Annotated in this window: 18 protein-coding genes and 1 pseudogene; 12 read left to right on the top strand and 7 right to left on the bottom strand. The window is 65.0% G+C overall.

The features are described 5' to 3' along the window. Positions 1-237: 237 nt before the first annotated feature. The 3 genes from ACZYZ7_RS12515 to ACZYZ7_RS12525 all read right to left on the bottom strand — a co-directional run bounded on the left by ACZYZ7_RS12515 (position 238) and on the right by ACZYZ7_RS12525 (position 1,989). A complete protein-coding gene (locus tag ACZYZ7_RS12515) occupies positions 238-744 on the bottom strand; it encodes a MarR family winged helix-turn-helix transcriptional regulator (protein ID WP_286174672.1) in 507 nt (168 codons plus the stop codon). 407 nt (positions 745-1,151) lie between these two features. Then, positions 1,152-1,568: a DUF3060 domain-containing protein gene (locus ACZYZ7_RS12520; RefSeq protein WP_450071302.1), complete on the bottom strand. Its 417-nt coding sequence runs from the start codon at positions 1,566-1,568 to the stop codon at positions 1,152-1,154. 31 nt (positions 1,569-1,599) lie between these two features. Next, positions 1,600-1,989, bottom strand: coding sequence for a DUF3060 domain-containing protein (locus ACZYZ7_RS12525; RefSeq protein ID WP_450071301.1), 390 nt, complete (start codon positions 1,987-1,989; stop codon positions 1,600-1,602). Between the two features lie 132 nt (positions 1,990-2,121). Between ACZYZ7_RS12525 and ACZYZ7_RS12530 the strand changes: the two genes are divergently transcribed. The 11 genes and pseudogenes from ACZYZ7_RS12530 to ACZYZ7_RS12580 all read left to right on the top strand — a co-directional run bounded on the left by ACZYZ7_RS12530 (position 2,122) and on the right by ACZYZ7_RS12580 (position 11,538). Then, positions 2,122-2,706, top strand: a complete 585-nt coding sequence (locus tag ACZYZ7_RS12530; RefSeq protein WP_450071300.1) for a DUF3558 domain-containing protein — start codon at positions 2,122-2,124, stop codon at positions 2,704-2,706. A 24-nt stretch (positions 2,707-2,730) separates the two neighbouring features. Next, positions 2,731-3,240 carry a DUF3558 domain-containing protein gene (locus ACZYZ7_RS12535; RefSeq protein WP_450071299.1) on the top strand — a complete coding sequence of 170 codons (510 nt, stop codon included), beginning with the start codon at positions 2,731-2,733 and terminating at the stop codon, positions 3,238-3,240. An 81-nt stretch (positions 3,241-3,321) separates the two neighbouring features. Further along, positions 3,322-3,945, top strand: coding sequence for a TetR/AcrR family transcriptional regulator (locus ACZYZ7_RS12540; protein WP_135452836.1), 624 nt, complete (start codon positions 3,322-3,324; stop codon positions 3,943-3,945). Positions 3,946-4,223: 278 nt separating this feature from the next. Next, positions 4,224-4,598, top strand: a complete 375-nt coding sequence (rpsL, locus tag ACZYZ7_RS12545; protein ID WP_003881867.1) for a 30S ribosomal protein S12 — start codon at positions 4,224-4,226, stop codon at positions 4,596-4,598. Beyond that, positions 4,598-5,068 (top strand): 30S ribosomal protein S7, encoded by a 471-nt coding sequence (rpsG, locus tag ACZYZ7_RS12550; RefSeq protein ID WP_003881868.1) that lies wholly within the window; start codon positions 4,598-4,600, stop codon positions 5,066-5,068. Before rpsL ends, rpsG begins: the two co-directional genes overlap by 1 nt. A gap of 87 nt (positions 5,069-5,155) precedes the next feature. Further along, entirely contained in the window at positions 5,156-7,258 is a 2,103-nt protein-coding gene (fusA, locus tag ACZYZ7_RS12555) for an elongation factor G (RefSeq protein WP_450071298.1), read from the top strand. Between the two features lie 88 nt (positions 7,259-7,346). Beyond that, entirely contained in the window at positions 7,347-8,537 is a 1,191-nt protein-coding gene (tuf, locus tag ACZYZ7_RS12560) for an elongation factor Tu (RefSeq protein ID WP_135452838.1), read from the top strand. A 149-nt stretch (positions 8,538-8,686) separates the two neighbouring features. Continuing rightward, positions 8,687-9,532: a cutinase family protein gene (locus ACZYZ7_RS12565; RefSeq protein ID WP_450071297.1), complete on the top strand. Its 846-nt coding sequence runs from the start codon at positions 8,687-8,689 to the stop codon at positions 9,530-9,532. A 56-nt stretch (positions 9,533-9,588) separates the two neighbouring features. Then, positions 9,589-10,434, top strand: coding sequence for an SHOCT domain-containing protein (locus ACZYZ7_RS12570; RefSeq protein WP_450071296.1), 846 nt, complete (start codon positions 9,589-9,591; stop codon positions 10,432-10,434). Between the two features lie 19 nt (positions 10,435-10,453). Continuing rightward, positions 10,454-10,671 (top strand): annotated as a pseudogene (locus ACZYZ7_RS12575) (arginine deiminase family protein); the annotation flags it as partial. 12 nt (positions 10,672-10,683) lie between these two features. Further along, the gene (locus ACZYZ7_RS12580) at positions 10,684-11,538 is read left to right on the top strand and encodes a mycofactocin-coupled SDR family oxidoreductase (RefSeq protein WP_273732981.1); all 855 of its coding nucleotides are present in this window, start codon (positions 10,684-10,686) and stop codon (positions 11,536-11,538) included. Between the two features lie 14 nt (positions 11,539-11,552). Here the strand turns inward: ACZYZ7_RS12580 and ACZYZ7_RS12585 are convergent, their stop codons facing one another. The 4 genes from ACZYZ7_RS12585 to ddaH are packed head-to-tail and all read right to left on the bottom strand — an operon-like array spanning position 11,553 to position 16,077. Then, positions 11,553-12,434, bottom strand: a complete 882-nt coding sequence (locus ACZYZ7_RS12585; protein ID WP_463741016.1) for a universal stress protein — start codon at positions 12,432-12,434, stop codon at positions 11,553-11,555. Then, positions 12,431-13,939 carry an amino acid permease gene (locus ACZYZ7_RS12590; protein WP_450071294.1) on the bottom strand — a complete coding sequence of 503 codons (1,509 nt, stop codon included), beginning with the start codon at positions 13,937-13,939 and terminating at the stop codon, positions 12,431-12,433. The genes ACZYZ7_RS12585 and ACZYZ7_RS12590 overlap by 4 nt, the downstream gene beginning before the upstream one ends. A 27-nt stretch (positions 13,940-13,966) precedes the next feature. Continuing rightward, the gene (gene rocD, locus ACZYZ7_RS12595; RefSeq protein WP_450071293.1) at positions 13,967-15,217 is read right to left on the bottom strand and encodes an ornithine--oxo-acid transaminase; all 1,251 of its coding nucleotides are present in this window, start codon (positions 15,215-15,217) and stop codon (positions 13,967-13,969) included. Continuing rightward, positions 15,214-16,077 (bottom strand): dimethylargininase, encoded by an 864-nt coding sequence (gene ddaH, locus ACZYZ7_RS12600; protein WP_463741017.1) that lies wholly within the window; start codon positions 16,075-16,077, stop codon positions 15,214-15,216. Before ddaH ends, rocD begins: the two co-directional genes overlap by 4 nt. A gap of 113 nt (positions 16,078-16,190) precedes the next feature. On the opposite strand from ddaH, the gene ACZYZ7_RS12605 reads away from it, so the two are divergent. Then, the gene (locus tag ACZYZ7_RS12605) at positions 16,191-16,637 is read left to right on the top strand and encodes an Lrp/AsnC family transcriptional regulator (RefSeq protein WP_135459869.1); all 447 of its coding nucleotides are present in this window, start codon (positions 16,191-16,193) and stop codon (positions 16,635-16,637) included. The last annotated feature ends 92 nt before the right edge of the window (positions 16,638-16,729 follow it).

Here is a 16,729-nt window from a genome sequence, read left to right on the forward strand (position 1 = left end):
TGTGAGGGGGCAATCGAAAATAGCCGCGCATCGGTTTTGCGTTCCGACCGGCTAATGGTGGCAACGCCGAGATGGCCGTCGCTCGATGCAGTGGCAGCGGTTCGGTCGGGCCTACGGAGTTGTGGCCGGCCCTTGATCGTCGATAGTCACGGCCTGGCTTGCGTCAGGGCCATTCACGGAAATGTTCAGGACCGTCGAGCGGACGGTCAGCAAATTTCGGTGACCACTCCCGGCGGGTTACACGCTGTCGAACCACCGGCGGACCGGCGGCAAGTCTGAGTTGATCCGGCGGCAGCTGTCACCAAGTGCGGTCATGCGGCGACGCGAAAGCCGATCCAGGTACAGCTCACGAACGGTTCGTGCGTAGGTGCACGTCGCACGTTGCATGCAGGCCCGGCCGTCGCGAGTGATGATGGCCAGTACTGACCTTCGGTCGTCCTTGTTGCTGATGCGGCTCACAAGTTTCCGTGATTGCAGGCGCTGGATCCGCGCGGTCACGCGGCTGGGCGTCAACGTCAGGCGGTTGGCGAGATCGCTCATCCGGGCCGAGCCGCCGTCCGATTTGGCGAGTGCGTCGAGCAGAAGAAAGTCGACCAGGGTGAGGTCGTGCTCGTCCAGCAGTCGCTGGTAGAGGATCTCGCCGACTTGGGTCGACGATGCGAGAAAGGACTGCCAGCAGTCGTACTCGACTTCGTCCAGGCCGGGCAAGCGGCTTCCGAGACGGTTCGTCCGCGTCTGCTCCACGGTGCGGGACTCTAACAGCCTCGGACCGGTCCTTGCGCACTAAATGAATTTATTTAGCGACTGGGCGTTGAGTGGTGAAATCTGCTGCTGCAGTGCGGAGAATCATTCCTGTTCGGCGTGATGGTCCGCAGGGTGCCTATCCAACGATGGGGATAAGTATTCAAAAGGCGCGGTTACGCAGGCGTCGACCGGTACGGTGTCGGTCGGCACTTGTCGGAAGATCGCACTGTCCGGGGTCAGTCGCTCCCCAGCCGAGAAACCCCGGAAGCGTGCGGGCCGAGGAGTGCAAACATCTTCGGCCGCAGTGTGATTGGCCTCGACGCGAAGCCGCACGCAAAACTGGACGCAGAACACCTCCGGCGGCTCGCCGCCGCCATTGGCCGGCGAAATCCGCTACGGAGGACCGATCAGCCCTTGCTGACCTTGTTGTTGCTGCCGGTGTTGGTGACCTTCGGGTCACCGGCGGAGTAGCTGACGGTGTTGTTCAGCCCGATGATCGTCAGGCCCTTGTCGATCCGCTCGAACGTGATCTTGTTGTCGGATCCGCCGATGTTCACATTGGCGCAGGTGCCCTTCACCGTCAGGGTGTTGTTGGTGCCGCCCACTGTGAGGGATTTGCCGTCGGCGCAGTCGATGTCGGTCGTGGTGCCGACCGACATGTAGTTGATGGTGTTACCGACCTCGACGTTGACGCCGGACGGTCCCGCGGTGGCGCTGGGCGTGTTGGTGTCCGAGCTTTCGGATCCGCAGGCCGCCAATGTCAGTGCAGCGGCGGCGGCAGTGATACCGAGGATCAGTCGGGTGTGGGTAAAACGGGTGAGCACGGTGTGTCTCTGCTTTCTGCGTCGGGCTTGATCAGGCGGGGACGCGACCGATCTGGTTGGTCATCCCCAACTCTCGGCCGCGGTCGACGAGTATCGGATCGCCATTTTTGAAGAAAACGGTTTGGTTGAAGCCGTACACAGTGACGTCGTTGATGACGTTGTCCGCGACGATCACGTTGGACCCGCCCTGCACGGCGATCGCCCAACAGGTGCCCACCGCGGTGATCCGGATATCGGTTCCATTGACGAACAGCGTGCCGTTGTTGCAATCAATGGTTTGTTCGACGCTCTGGCCGGTGATCGTGGTGTCACCGTTCTTGGCTACCGCGCCGGGCGTGCCGACGGTGAGCGCCAGCGGCAACGCGAGCGTGCCGGCTGCCAGCCCAACAAGCATCCTCCGGCCCACAGCTGTCCAATTCACGGTGAGTTCCCCTTCCGATCTGCTGCGAGAAGAGTACGTGGCGCTCTCCCCGTGGCGGTAAGTGTTGACCAGTTTGACGGGCGTTCGCCGACAGGTCGCGTGCGGTGTCGGTGCTGGGTACCGTGTTCAGCAATGCGTCGGTGTGTTGTTCAGGCTGCTGCCGTGGCGGTCACAGCCGTGGTGACCGTCGCGGGGTGTTCGCACACCATCGACGGGGCTGCCCGGCGCGCATCGGCCGATACCGCTGACCCCGACCGCAGTTTCGGATACGTCGACGACCGGTGCGGGCTGCTCGTCGACAGCACGATCCAGGAGATCCTGGCCGCCGACAACGTCGTGCGCCCGTACAGCGGTGCGGTCTGTCAGTACGTCTTGTCACGTAAGGCCCAGCCCGCTCCCGGGCTGGATGCGGGCTCGCCCGCGATGCTCGACGTGATCTTCTCCTGGTTCGAGAAGGGCTCGCTGAAGCGCGAGCGGGCAGTGGCCCGCAGCCGGGACGCGGAGATCACCGACGTCGTGGTCGAGCGGCATCAGGCGTTCGTGGCGCGCCGCGATGTGACGGGCGCGGCGTGCTCGGCGACCGCGGCCGCCGGGTCGGGCGTGATCAGTTGGTGGGTGCAGTTCCGCAGTGCGGGCGCAGCCGGAAACGCCGCCAAGGGCGATCCGTGCCAGGACGCCAAGAAGCTGCTGTCGGCCACGCTTCAATCGGAACTCTGACCCGTGGCGCATCGCTACCTCGCAATGAGGTGTCTGGTCGGCGTCGCAGCCGCAGCGGCGCTGCTGACCGCGTGCGGGTCGACGGACGTACCGCCGGCTCTGGAGTCGGCTCCCGCCGGCGACGGATTTCACGGCGCGGACTGCAACGGCGTCACCGACGCTGACATCGCCGATGCCGTCGGCTCCTCGATGTTCACCAAGGCTGTGGTCAGCGATACCGGGTGTTTCTGGCAGGAGAACTCGGTCCTGGGCACTTTCGGCGCCGGGATGGGCATCTCCACCTGGTGGTACCGGGGGAGTGACATGGACACCGAGAGGACGCTGGAGACCCGGGCCGGCCGCACCCTCACCGAACTGTCCATCGACGGCAACCAAGGCTTCCGCGCGGCGGATGCGAATGTCTGCAGTATCTATGTCGCCAAGGGGCAGGATGTGATCACGTGGTCGATTCAGACGATGAACCCGGCCACGCTGCCTGATCTGTGTCAGGTCACCGAGAAACTCGCCCGGCTCAGTCAGGGCCGGATGAACTGATCTGCGCTGTCAGAGGGGCTACAGTTTCACGGCGACCCCAACGGGGGGCGTCAATCACTTCGATTCGAAGGCAGTGCGTACATGTCAGCTCGGCCGGAGCCACAGGTGGCCAGTGCCCGACGTTCCCAGTCGCGGCCGGCGCGGACCACCAAGCTCAGCCGCGATGCCATCGTCAACGCCGCGCTGACGTTCCTGGACCGCGAGGGCTGGGATGCCCTGACCATCAACGCGCTGGCCGGCCAGCTCGGCACCAAGGGCCCGTCGCTCTACAACCACGTGCAGAGCCTTGACGACCTGCGTCGCACGGTCCGGATGCGCGTGATCGACGACATCATCGAGATGCTCAACACCGTCGGGTCCGGCCGTACCCGTGACGATGCGGTGGCAGTGATGGCCAGCGCCTACCGCAGCTACGCCCACCACCATCCCGGTCGCTACTCGGCGTTCACCCGAATGCCTTTCGGCGGAGACGATCCCGAGTACTCGGCGGCCACCAGGGCCGCGGCCGGCCCGGTCATCGAAGTGCTGACCTCCTATGGGTTGGAGGGCGAGAATGCCTTCTATGCCGCACTGCAGTTTTGGTCTGCCCTGCACGGCTTCGTCCTGCTGGAAATGACGGGTGTGATGGATGACATCGACACCGATGCGGTGTTCACCGATATGCTGCGACGACTGGCCGCAGGTATGGGGCAACTGGAGTCGTAGCGTCTGACCTGGGAATAGGTCGTCGTAAGCGGGTTTGGTTCGGCGCGGCCAGCCCTGGTATTGTGGTAGATCGTGCCTGGCCGGAAGGCGCACGCTGCTGAGTGATTCGCAAGCGTGCCCGCACGCCGGGCCAATTTGCATGTCTATCACGCATCGGAATTCCACCGGTGTAAGCACGTGCGACACGCCCGGACGCGGGGTACGCGGTCGGGGGATAACAGCAGTACAGAGACTTAGAACAGCAAAAAAGAGCAGAGCAACACAGAGAAAGCCGGTACATGCCAACCATCAACCAGCTGGTCCGCAAGGGTCGCCGCGACAAGGTCGCGAAGGTCAAGACCGCGGCCCTCAAGGGCAGCCCGCAGCGCCGTGGCGTGTGCACCCGCGTCTACACCACCACCCCGAAGAAGCCGAACTCGGCGCTTCGCAAGGTCGCGCGCGTGAAGCTGACCAGCGGCGTTGAGGTCACCGCTTACATCCCCGGTGAGGGCCACAACCTGCAGGAGCACTCGATGGTGCTGGTGCGCGGTGGTCGTGTGAAGGACCTCCCCGGTGTCCGTTACAAGATCATCCGCGGATCGCTCGACACCCAGGGTGTCAAGAACCGCAAGCAGGCCCGTAGCCGCTACGGCGCCAAGAAGGAGAAGAGCTGATGCCGCGCAAGGGTCCCGCGCCGAAGCGTCCGTTGGTCAACGATCCGGTTTACGGGTCGCAGCTGGTCACCCAGCTGGTCAACAAGGTTCTGCTGGACGGCAAGAAGTCACTGGCCGAGCGCATTGTCTACGGTGCGCTGGAGCAGGCTCGCGACAAGACCGGTACTGACCCGGTCGTCACCCTCAAGCGTGCGCTCGACAACGTCAAGCCCGCTCTCGAGGTCCGCAGCCGCCGCGTCGGCGGTGCCACCTACCAGGTGCCGGTCGAGGTTCGCCCCGATCGTTCCACCACCCTGGCCCTGCGCTGGCTGGTCAGCTTCTCCAAGGCTCGTCGCGAGAAGACCATGATCGAGCGCCTCGCCAACGAGATCCTGGACGCCAGCAACGGCCTGGGTGCCGCTGTGAAGCGTCGTGAGGACACTCACAAGATGGCCGAAGCGAACCGGGCTTTCGCGCACTACCGCTGGTGACACCCGCGCCCGGCATCCAGAGTCGGGTGCCGGCCGGCGCGCAATCGAACACCTAATCAAGCAAGCGAAAGAGTTGGGAAGACTTCCGTGGCACAGGACGTGCTGACTGACCTGAACAAGGTCCGCAACATCGGCATCATGGCGCACATCGACGCCGGTAAGACGACGACGACCGAGCGCATCCTCTATTACACCGGCGTCAATTACAAGATCGGTGAAACGCACGACGGTGCCTCCACCACCGACTGGATGGAGCAGGAGCAGGAGCGTGGTATCACCATCACCTCCGCAGCCGTCACCTGCTTCTGGAACAACAACCAGATCAACATCATCGACACCCCCGGGCACGTCGACTTCACCGTTGAGGTGGAGCGCAGCCTGCGTGTGCTCGACGGTGCCGTTGCCGTCTTCGACGGCAAGGAGGGTGTTGAGCCGCAGTCTGAGCAGGTGTGGCGTCAGGCCGACAAGTACGACGTGCCGCGGATCTGCTTCGTCAACAAGATGGACAAGCTCGGCGCGGACTTCTACTTCACCGTGCAGACCATCAAGGACCGCCTCGGCGCCAAGCCGTTGGTGATCCAGCTGCCGATCGGTGCCGAGAACGACTTCGAGGGCATCGTCGACCTGGTCGAGATGAACGCCAAGGTGTGGCGCGGCGAGACCAAGCTCGGTGAGAGCTACGAGACCGTCGAGATCCCCGCGGACCTGGCCGACAAGGCCGCCGAGTACCGCAGCGAGCTCATGGATACCGTCGCCGAGACCGACGAGGCGCTTCTGGAGAAGTACCTCGGCGGCGAAGAGCTGACGATCGATGAGATCAAGGGCGCGATCCGCAAGCTGACCGTGAACAGCGAGCTGTACCCGGTGCTGTGTGGCAGCGCGTTCAAGAACAAGGGTGTGCAGCCGATGCTGGACGCCGTGATCGACTACCTCCCCTCGCCGCTGGATGTCGAGTCCGTCAAGGGCCACGTCCCCGGCAAGGAGGACGAAGAGGTTCTGCGCAAGCCGTCGGTCGACGAGCCGTTCGCCGCGCTGGCATTCAAGATCGCCGTGCACCCCTTCTTCGGCAAGCTCACCTACGTCCGCGTGTACTCGGGCAAGGTCGAGTCCGGTGCGCAGGTCATCAACGCCACCAAGGGCAAGAAGGAGCGTCTGGGCAAGCTGTTCCAGATGCACGCCAACAAGGAGAACCCGGTCGAGTCGGCGTCCGCCGGTCACATCTACGCCGTGATCGGTCTGAAGGACACCACCACCGGCGATACCCTGTGCGATCCGAACCAGCAGGTCGTGCTGGAGTCGATGACCTTCCCCGATCCGGTGATCGAGGTGGCCATCGAGCCCAAGACCAAGAGTGACCAGGAGAAGCTGGGCACCGCGATCCAGAAGCTCGCCGAAGAGGATCCGACCTTCAAGGTGCACCTGGACCAGGAGACCGGCCAGACCGTCATCGGCGGTATGGGCGAGCTGCACCTGGACATCCTGGTGGACCGCATGCGTCGCGAGTTCAAGGTTGAGGCCAACGTCGGTAAGCCCCAGGTGGCCTACCGCGAGACCATCCGCCGCAAGGTGGAGAAGGTCGAGTTCACCCACAAGAAGCAGACGGGTGGATCCGGCCAGTTCGCGAAGGTGCTCATCGACCTCGAGCCGTTCAGCGGCGAGGACGGTGCCACCTACGAGTTCGAGAACAAGGTCACCGGTGGCCGCATCCCGCGTGAGTACATCCCTTCGGTGGATGCCGGTGCGCAGGACGCCATGCAGTACGGCGTGTTGGCCGGCTACCCGCTGGTGAACGTCAAGGTGACGCTGCTCGACGGCGCCTACCACGAGGTCGACTCCTCGGAAATGGCGTTCAAGGTGGCGGGTTCGCAGGTGCTGAAGAAGGCCGCGCAGGCGGCTCAGCCGGTCATCCTGGAGCCCATCATGGCTGTCGAGGTCATCACACCCGAGGACTACATGGGTGAAGTGATCGGCGACTTGAACTCCCGCCGTGGTCAGATCCAGGCCATGGAGGAGCGCAGCGGTGCGCGTGTCGTCAAGGCGCAGGTGCCGCTGTCGGAGATGTTCGGCTACGTCGGCGACCTTCGGTCGAAGACCCAGGGCCGGGCGAACTACTCCATGGTGTTCGACTCGTACGCCGAAGTTCCGGCGAACGTGTCGAAGGAGATCATCGCGAAGGCGACGGGTCAGTAAGCTCGTCGCGGCAACTGTCGCGGCTCACAACTGAACACATCAACATTGCTTTAAGTAAAAGCACCAACAAGTCCAGGAGGACACCACAGTGGCGAAGGCGAAGTTCGAGCGGACGAAGCCGCACGTCAACATCGGGACCATCGGTCACGTTGACCACGGCAAGACGACGCTTACTGCAGCAATCACCAAGGTTCTGCACGACAAGTACCCCGAGTTGAACGAGTCGCGCGCATTCGACCAGATCGACAATGCGCCGGAAGAGCGTCAGCGCGGCATCACGATCAACATCTCCCATGTGGAGTACCAGACCGAGAAGCGGCACTACGCCCACGTGGACGCCCCCGGTCACGCGGACTACATCAAGAACATGATCACCGGTGCCGCCCAGATGGACGGCGCGATCCTGGTGGTCGCCGCGACCGATGGCCCGATGCCGCAGACCCGCGAGCACGTGCTGCTGGCCCGCCAGGTGGGTGTGCCCTACATCCTGGTGGCCCTGAACAAGTCGGACGCCGTGGACGACGAGGAGCTCATCGAGCTCGTCGAGATGGAGGTCCGCGAACTGCTGGCCGCCCAGGACTTCGACGAGGACGCCCCGGTCATCCGGGTCTCCGCGCTGAAGGCGCTGGAGGGCGACCCGAAGTGGGTCAAGTCGGTTGAGGACCTGATGGACGCGGTCGACGAGTCGATCCCGGATCCGGTTCGCGAGACCGACAAGCCGTTCCTGATGCCCGTTGAGGACGTCTTCACCATCACCGGTCGTGGCACCGTGGTGACCGGTCGCGTCGAGCGTGGCGTGATTAACGTCAACGAAGAGGTCGAGATCGTCGGCATCCGCCCGACCACGACCAAGACCACCGTCACCGGTGTGGAAATGTTCCGCAAGCTGCTCGACCAGGGCCAGGCCGGCGACAACGTCGGTCTGCTGGTTCGTGGCATCAAGCGCGAGGACGTCGAGCGTGGCCAGGTTGTGGTCAAGCCCGGCACCACCACCCCGCACACCGAGTTCGAGGGCAGCGTCTACATCCTGTCCAAGGACGAGGGCGGCCGCCACACGCCGTTCTTCAACAACTACCGCCCGCAGTTCTACTTCCGTACCACGGACGTGACCGGCGTGGTTACCCTGCCCGAGGGCACCGAGATGGTGATGCCCGGTGACAACACCGACATCTCCGTCGTGCTGATCCAGCCGGTCGCCATGGACGAGGGTCTGCGTTTCGCCATCCGTGAGGGCGGTCGTACCGTCGGCGCGGGTCGCGTTACCAAGATCATCAAGTGATCTGACTTAGCACGCGAGAGCGGCGCTCACCTTCGGGTGAGCGCCGTTTTTGTTTTCCCGGCGTGTTCTTGCTGGGTCTGGTGTAACGCCTGTGGTAGCTGAGACGATCTTTATTGCATAGGCGAGCTACGGGGTTTGGGGGCACGAACATGAGACAACTGCGACGGATATGGGCGCTGGCTTCGGCAGCAGTACTTGCCGCCACGGCGGTCGGATTTGCGGCGGGAGCGGCGCAGGCCAGTCCTGGATGTCCGGACCTGCACTGGATCGGTGTCGCGGGCTCGGGTGAACGTGACGACCCGACGGTCGACGCCGGCATGGGCCGGGTGGTGTACAACTCCCTGCGCGATCTGTCTCAGTGGGTGCAGCAGGACGGCCGGACCATGACCGCCGAGGCGGTGGTCTACCCCGCGGCGCCGGTACCCGCCGACGGGGATCTACTGGGCTGGGGTGGATTCATGAGCAGTGTCGACACCGGGGTGGCGGCGCTGGGCAACCAGTACGCGGCGTTCACCCAGCAGTGCCCGTCCAGCAAGGTCGTTCTCGCCGGCTACTCGCAGGGTGCGATGGTCGTTCACCGCAATCTGGCCGCGTTGTCGGCCAGCCCGAATCTGGCCGGCGCGCTGTTGGTCGCCGACGGTGACCGGTTGCCTGCCGACCCCACCGTCAACCTGGGCACGGCCACGGGATTGTCCGGAGCCGGTAAGGGCGTTGCGCAGGACTGGCCGATCCTGGCTCACGCCCCGGCCGTGCTGCCCGCGTCGGTCGGCAGTCGCACGATCAGCGTGTGCGATCGTGGCGACGCGGTCTGCGACTACGACGAGGATGCCGAACAGGTGACCGCCACGGCGATCGCCGTGCACACCAGTTACGCCCGGTCGGCCGGCGGGGGATACCGGTGGACCTGGCCGCTGTACCGGATGCTGGGCCCGTCGCCGATGCAGCAGCAGGTGGTGCCGACGGGTGGCGCGGCGGGTGGAGTCGTTCACTCCTGATCTGCGCGGTCCCGGGCGTTAATCTGATGGCGCCCAACCGACGACAGGAGCCTGTGATGTCCACATTCTGGCGGTACGTGCGCATTCAGGCCTTCGTGCTGCTGTGTGGCATCGTCGGTCCGATCTTCCTGACCATCTACTTCGTCAGCGGCGGTGATCCGATGATGAAGTGGATGTTCTGGGTGGGTCTGTTGATCACCGCGATCGATGTTCTGATCGCGCTGGGGCTCACCGCAGCCGGGACGAAGTCGGCGGCGCAGAACGAGAAGCTCGAACAGGTCGGGGTGCTGGCGCTGGCCCAGGTCACCGGTATTCAGGAGACCAACACCCGCATCAACGAGCAGCCGCTGGTGAAGCTGGATCTGCAGATCTCGGGACCTGGCCTTGCGCCGTTCGCCAGTCAGGACCGCGTGCTGGCCTCGGTGTCGCGGCTGCCGATGATCACCAACCGCAAGCTGGTCGCCTTGGTTGACCCGACCACCAACGAATACCGGATCGATTGGGAGAGAAGCAGTCTGGTCAGCGGTCTGATGCCGGCGACGTTCACCATCGCCGAGGAGAACAAGACCTACGACCTGACCGGCCAGTCCGGCCCGCTGATGGAGATCTTGCAGATCCTCAAGGCGCACGGCATCGGTATCAACAGCATGGTCGACCTACGGGCGAATCCCGCGGCCCGCGAACAGGTCCAGGCGGTGGTGCGGCGAGCCGCTGCGCAGCAGGCGGCGCCGTCCCCGTCGGTGGTGACTCCGGAACCGGGTACACCGTCCGCGCCCTTCATCGCACCGCCCGCGCCGTCGACGGCCCAACGTCTTCAGGAACTGGAAACGTTGCGTGCGACGGGCGCCATCAGCGAGGACGAGTACACCTCGAAGCGAGGACAGATCATCGCCGATCTTTGATCTGGTTCTGGATCAACCCGAACCGGGGGTGGTGTTCGCCTGCGACCGCATCACCTACACCAGCTTCCTGCTGCGCACGGCTTGCGTAGAGGTGATCACGATCGTCGGTGCTGAACTGGGCCGCGGCCGAGGTGGCGGGCACGGTGTGACCTGTCCGATCATCCGCGATCCCGTTCAGTGGTAGGAGTCCAGGAACACGTTCTACTTCTGCTGTTAGCCTGTGGCCAGACTCACTGAAAGGACCCTGGGATGGCGGCAGGTAACGCAACACTGGAAGGCCGGGTGGCATTCGTCACCGGCGCTGCACGCGGCCAGGGGCGCGCGCACGCGGTGCGGTTGGCGAACGAGGGCGCCGACATCATCGCGATCGATGTGTGCCGGCCCGTCGACGACTCGATCACCTACCCGGCCGCGACATCGGAGGATCTGGCCGAGACGGTCGCGGCCGTCGAGGCCGCGGGCCGCAAGGTGCTCGCGCGCGAGGTCGACATCCGCGATCTGGCCGCCCAGCAGCAGGTGGTGGCCGACGGCGTCGAGCAGTTCGGCCGGCTCGACATCGTGGTGGCCAACGCCGGGGTGCTCAGCTGGGGACGGCTGTTCGAGATGTCGCCCGAGCAGTTCGACACGATCATCGACGTCAACCTGAACGGCACCTGGCGGACCATCCGGGCCGCGGTGCCCGCCATGATCGAGGCCGGCAACGGCGGCTCGATCATCATCGTCAGCTCCTCGGCCGGGCTCAAGGCCACGCCGGGCAACGGCCACTACTCTGCCTCGAAGCACGGGCTGGTCGCGTTGACCAACGCTCTGGCACTTGAGGTGGGGGAGTTCGGAATTCGGGTCAACTCGATCCATCCGTACTCGATCGACACTCCGATGATCGAACCGGAGGCAATGGCCGAGATCTTCTCCAAGTACCCGAGTTACCTGCACAGTTTCGCCCCGATGCCGTATCACAAGGTGACCGACGGCAAGAACGAGGGACTCGCGGCGTTCATGGCGCCCGAGGAGGTCGCGGACGTGGTGGCGTTCCTGGCCGGTGACAACTCGGCCACCCTGTCGGGCAGCCAGATCGCCGTAGACCGGGGTGTGCTCAAGTACTGACGGTTCCGGAGCGGTCAGCCCGGGAGGACGAGAACCGGAACCGGGCTGTGCCGCAGGATCTTTGATCCATGTGAGCCCAGGAAAACCCGGGCGACCGCGCCGCCCGGGGAGGTTCCGATCGCCAGGATCTCGCCCTCGAGCCAGTCGATGGCGTCGAGCGCTTCGCTCCAGTCGTTGCCGGTGACGACCTGCAGGTCCACGTCGTCGTCGATGACCTTTTGGTCCTTCAACTGGGTCAGTGCCTGCTGGGCCTGTTTCGCCCACTCCTGCAGGATCGCGTCCTCGGCGTGCAGCCCGACGGTCGGTGGGTACATGTTGCGTCCCCGGACCGCGAAGGTGACCATGCGCAGGGGCGTTTCCAGCCGTCGGCTCAGGTCGGTCACCTGCTGGACGACGGCCACCGCTTCGGGGGATCCCGGGTAGGCACATGTGATGCGCGCCAGGACAGCGGATTTCGGCCGACGGTAGCCGCGCGGGCTGATCGCCAACGGGACCGGGCAGGAGTGCAGCAGCCGATCCGCGGTCGACCCCACCACCACCTGGCCCAACTGACCCTCAGATGCCGAGCCCAGAACGAGGAGCTCGGCGTCGAGTTCGGCGATGGCCTCCAACAGGCCACCGGAGACCGACCGGTGCGCGAACTTGTGGAAGCTGACGTCGAGGCGATCGTCGAGCGCTGCCACGTGCTGGCGTGCCTGTTCGGCCGAGGATGCCGCCAACTGGGCTGCGTACTCGGCATATTCGGCGTCGACGCGGGCCGGAGACGGGTTCAGCCACGGACGTGGCACGACGGTGGCTACTGCCAGCGAGGTGTTCAGGGTCCGGGCCGCGCCGACCGCGAGGTGCAGTGCCGATGCCCCGCCCTTGCCTGCCAGGTATCCGACGACGACGGTCATCGGGTCTCCTCGGCTCCAGGTGTGGTCATCACATCGTCCTCACCCGCGGCCGCACCCGGGATGTACCCGTCGCCACCGTCGTTGAGTGCACTGTGATGCCGACTCCACAGCAGGTAGAACGTCAGCACGAGCGCAACCCAGATGCTGAACCACAGCCAGGTGATGCGCGGCAGGCCCCACAGCACGAACCCACAGGCCAGCACGGACAGGACCGGGGTCACCGGATAGCCGGGAACCTTGAAGGAACGTGGCAGGTCCGGCTCCCGCACCCGCAGGATGACCACGCCGATCGACACCACGATGAACGCCACCAGCGTGCCGATCGAGACCAGATCCCACAAATAGTCCAGCGGCACGAATCCGGCCAGGGTGCCGGTGACCGCGGCGACGATGATGGTGTTGTTCACCGGAGTCATGGTGCGCGGGTTGACCTTTGCGAACATCGGTGGCAATAGGCCGTCGCGGCCCATGGCGAACAGGATGCGGGTCTGGCCGTACATCACCACCAGGGTCACCGAGAAGATCGAGATCACCGCGCCGAAAGCGAGGATGCTGCTGGCCCAGGTCTGCCCGTGCAGGATATTGGTGAGCATGACCGACAGCCCGGCTTCGGACTGCTCGTCGGAACCGAACTCGTCGGCGGATTGGGTGCCGAGGCCGGCGAATGCGACCAGGATGTAGATGCTGGTGACGACCACCAGGGCCCCGAGAATCGCCCGCGGCATGGTCTTCTGCGGGTCCTTCACCTCGTCGCCTGCGGTCGATACGGCGTCCAGACCGATGAACGTGAAGAATATGGTGCTGGCGGCAGCGGTGATCCCGGCGAAACCCTTGTCCCAGAAGCCGGCGAAATGGTCTGTGGTGAATGCGGTGAACGCGATGGCCACGAACATCCCGAGCACGGCGAGTTTGAGGATCACCATGACGGTGTTGACCGCCGCGGACTCGCTGGCGCCGCGGATCAACAGGAGTGCGCACATGATGATCAGGACCGTTGCCGGCAGGTTGATCAGCCCGGGGTTGTCGCCCCACGGAGCCGCGGACAGTGCGTGCGGCAACCGCCAACCGAACCAGTTGTCCAGCAGTTGATTGAGGTAGCCGCTCCAGCCGATCGCGGTGGCCGACATGGATACGCCGTACTCCAGCAGCAGGCAGGCCGCGACACCCATTGCGATGAATTCACCCATCGTGGTGTACGCGTAGGAGTACGTGGAGCCCGAAACCGGCACGGCTGCCGCCATTTCGGCATAGCAGAGCGCCGACAATCCGGCGGCGATACCGGCGACCATGAACGAGACCAGCACGGCGGGGCCGGCTTTGGGGACGGCCTGCTGCAGCACGATGAAGATACCGGTGCCGACCGTGGCGCCGACGCCGAACAGCGTCAGCTGGAACGTGCCGATACTTCGTCGGAGGTGGTCGGAGGCGCCGTGGGCGACCGGAGCTCCCAGGACCGGCCTTCGTCGCAACATCTGGCCGGTCAAGCCGTTGGCTGGGGCGGACATGGTGCCTCCTTGCTGCCGATCCACCGATTATCGGCGCGCCTCGGTCAGGGTGTCAGCGAATTGGTCAACGGCCCAGTCGAGCTCGTCGGCGGTCACCACCAGGGGCGGGGCGAACCGCAAGGTCGAGCCGTGGGTGTCCTTGACCAGCACACCGCGTTCGGCCAACGCGAGGCCGAACTGCTTGCCGGTGCCCAGATCCGGGTCGATGTCCACCCCTGCCCACAGGCCCAGCCCACGCACCGCGGTCACGCCGTGCCCGATCAACCCGGTGAGCCGGTTGTGCAGGTGTTCTCCGAGTTGGGTTGAACGGCGCTGGAATTCGCCACGGCGCAGCATGCCGACGACGGTGGTGCCGATGGCTGTGGCCAGTGGGTTGCCGCCGAATGTGGAGCCGTGCTCGCCGGGGTGCAGCACGCCGAGTACGTCGCGGTCGGCCACCACCGCGGACAGCGGTACCACGCCACCGCCGAGAGCCTTGCCGAGCAGATACACGTCGGGAACCACATCCCAGTGTTCGCAGGCGAAGGTGCGTCCGGTGCGGGCCAGGCCGGACTGGATCTCGTCGGCGATCATCAGCACGTTGTTGCGGGTGCAGATCTCGCGGACCCGGGGCAGGAAGTCGGCGGGCGGGACGATGATGCCCGCCTCACCCTGGATCGGCTCGATCAACACCGCGGCGGTGTTCGCGTCGATCGCGTCGGCGAGCGCCCGATGGTCCCCGAACGGCACCGAGCGGAACCCGGGTGTGTAGGGGCCGAAGCCGCGGCGCGCGGACTCGTCATCGGAGAAGCTGATGATCGTGGTGGTGCGGCCGTGGAAGTTGTTGTGCGCCACCACGATATTGGATGTTTCTGCAGTCACCCCTTTGACGTCGGTGGCCCACTTGCGGGCCACCTTGATGCCGCTCTCGACAGCCTCGGCGCCGCTGTTCATCGGCAGCACCATGTCCTTGTCGCACAATCCGGCCAGTGCCTGCGCGAACGGACCGAGCCGGTCGGAGTGGAAGGCGCGGCTCACCAGGGTCAGCCGGTCCAGTTGGGCGTGTGCGGCGGCGATGATCTCGGGATTGCGGTGTCCGAAGTTGACCGCCGAATAGGCGGCCAGGCAATCGAGGTAGCGCCGGCCGGTCACATCGGTGATCCAGGCTCCCTCGGCGCTTTCCGCGACCACCGGCAGCGGCGAGTAGTTGTGGGCGACATAGCGATCGTCGAGCGCGATCGCCGAGGCGGTCACAGAATCCGGGGTGACCTGGTTGTCCACACCGTCCAGCATGGTCATGGATGTAGCTCCAGGGTGCAGCATTTGACGGATCCGCCGCCTTTGAGGAGTTCGGACAGGTCGACGCCGACCGGCTCGAATCCGGCCCGGCGCAATTGGCCCGCGAATCCGGAGGCGGCCGCGGGCATCACGACGTGGTGGCCGTCGGACACCACGTTGAGGCCGAGGACATACGCATCGGCCGAGCCCACTTCGATGGCATCGCTGAACAGTTCGGCAAGACGCCTTCGGGCGTCGTCGCTGAAGGCCGGGGGATAGTAGGCGATCGTCGAGTCGTCGAGCACGGCCAACGCGGTGTCGAGGTGATAGAAGCGCGGGTCGACGAGTTCCAGGCTGGTCACGTCCAGGCCGGTGATGGCCGCGATCTCGTCATGGGCGCGCCGGTCGGTGCGAAAACCATATCCGGCCAACAGGTTTGACCCGACGAGCAGCAGGTCGCCCTGGCCTTCGTTGACGTGGTCGGTGCGGACGGGGCGGTAGCCGGCCTCGGCCATCCACTCGGCGTAGGCATCCGCCTCGCCGGCCCGCTGCGGGTAGGCGAAACGAGCCACCACCGCGGTGTCCCCGACCAGGAAGCCACCGTTGGCGGCGTAGACCATGTCGGGCAGGCCGTCGCGCGGTGTCACCAGGTGAACGGTGTGGCCGAGGTCGGCGTACACCCGGCGCAGCGTGTCCCACTGGGCCAGTGCGAGCGTGGTGTCGACGGGCGTGGAGGTGTCCATCCACGGGTTGATGGCGTATTCGACGGTGAAGTACTCGGGGGCGGTCATGGCGTAGTGGCGGGTGGTCGCGGACCGTGTCGGTGCCGCCGCGCCGCTCCCGGGCGCAGCGTCGGGCATGACTTCCTCGGAAATCGTCATGAATCGACGATAAGAAGCGCCGGTGACGCAATCAATCGCTGCTTGTTGCGTTATGTATGGGGATATATTGCACAAGTCGCGTCACGGCGGTGGTTTGTTGCGTGGAGGTCGATGTGGAGCGTCTGGACGACACCGACGAGCGGATTCTGGCCGCACTCACCGAGCACGCCAGGGCGACGTTCGCCGAGATCGGGCAGCGGGTGAATCTGTCGGCGCCCGCTGTCAAGCGGAGAGTGGACCGCATGGTCGCCGACGGGGTGATCCGCGGCTTCACCACCGTGGTCGACCGCAATGTGCTCGGCTGGAGCACCGAGGCCTATGTACAGGTGTTCTGCCAAGGCACCATCTCGCCGGATCAGTTGCGCGCAGCCTGGATCGACATCCCGGAGGTGGTCAGTGCGGCAACGGTGACCGGTACCGCAGACGCCATCCTGCACGTACTGGCACGCGACATGCGCCACCTTGAGGAGGCGCTGGAACGCATCCGATCAACGGCCCGTATCGAGCGCAGCGAGAGCATCGTGGTGCTCACCAATGTCATCGACCGGGGCCGGTCGTGACGCCGCGCACACGAGGAGCAAAATCGGCGGTAGGTCATCGGCCTGCGCAAACGTAGGGTGCCCTACAACGCTTAACCCCGATCGTGTAAAAA

Source organism: Mycobacterium sp. IDUB_17, assembly GCF_055419465.1.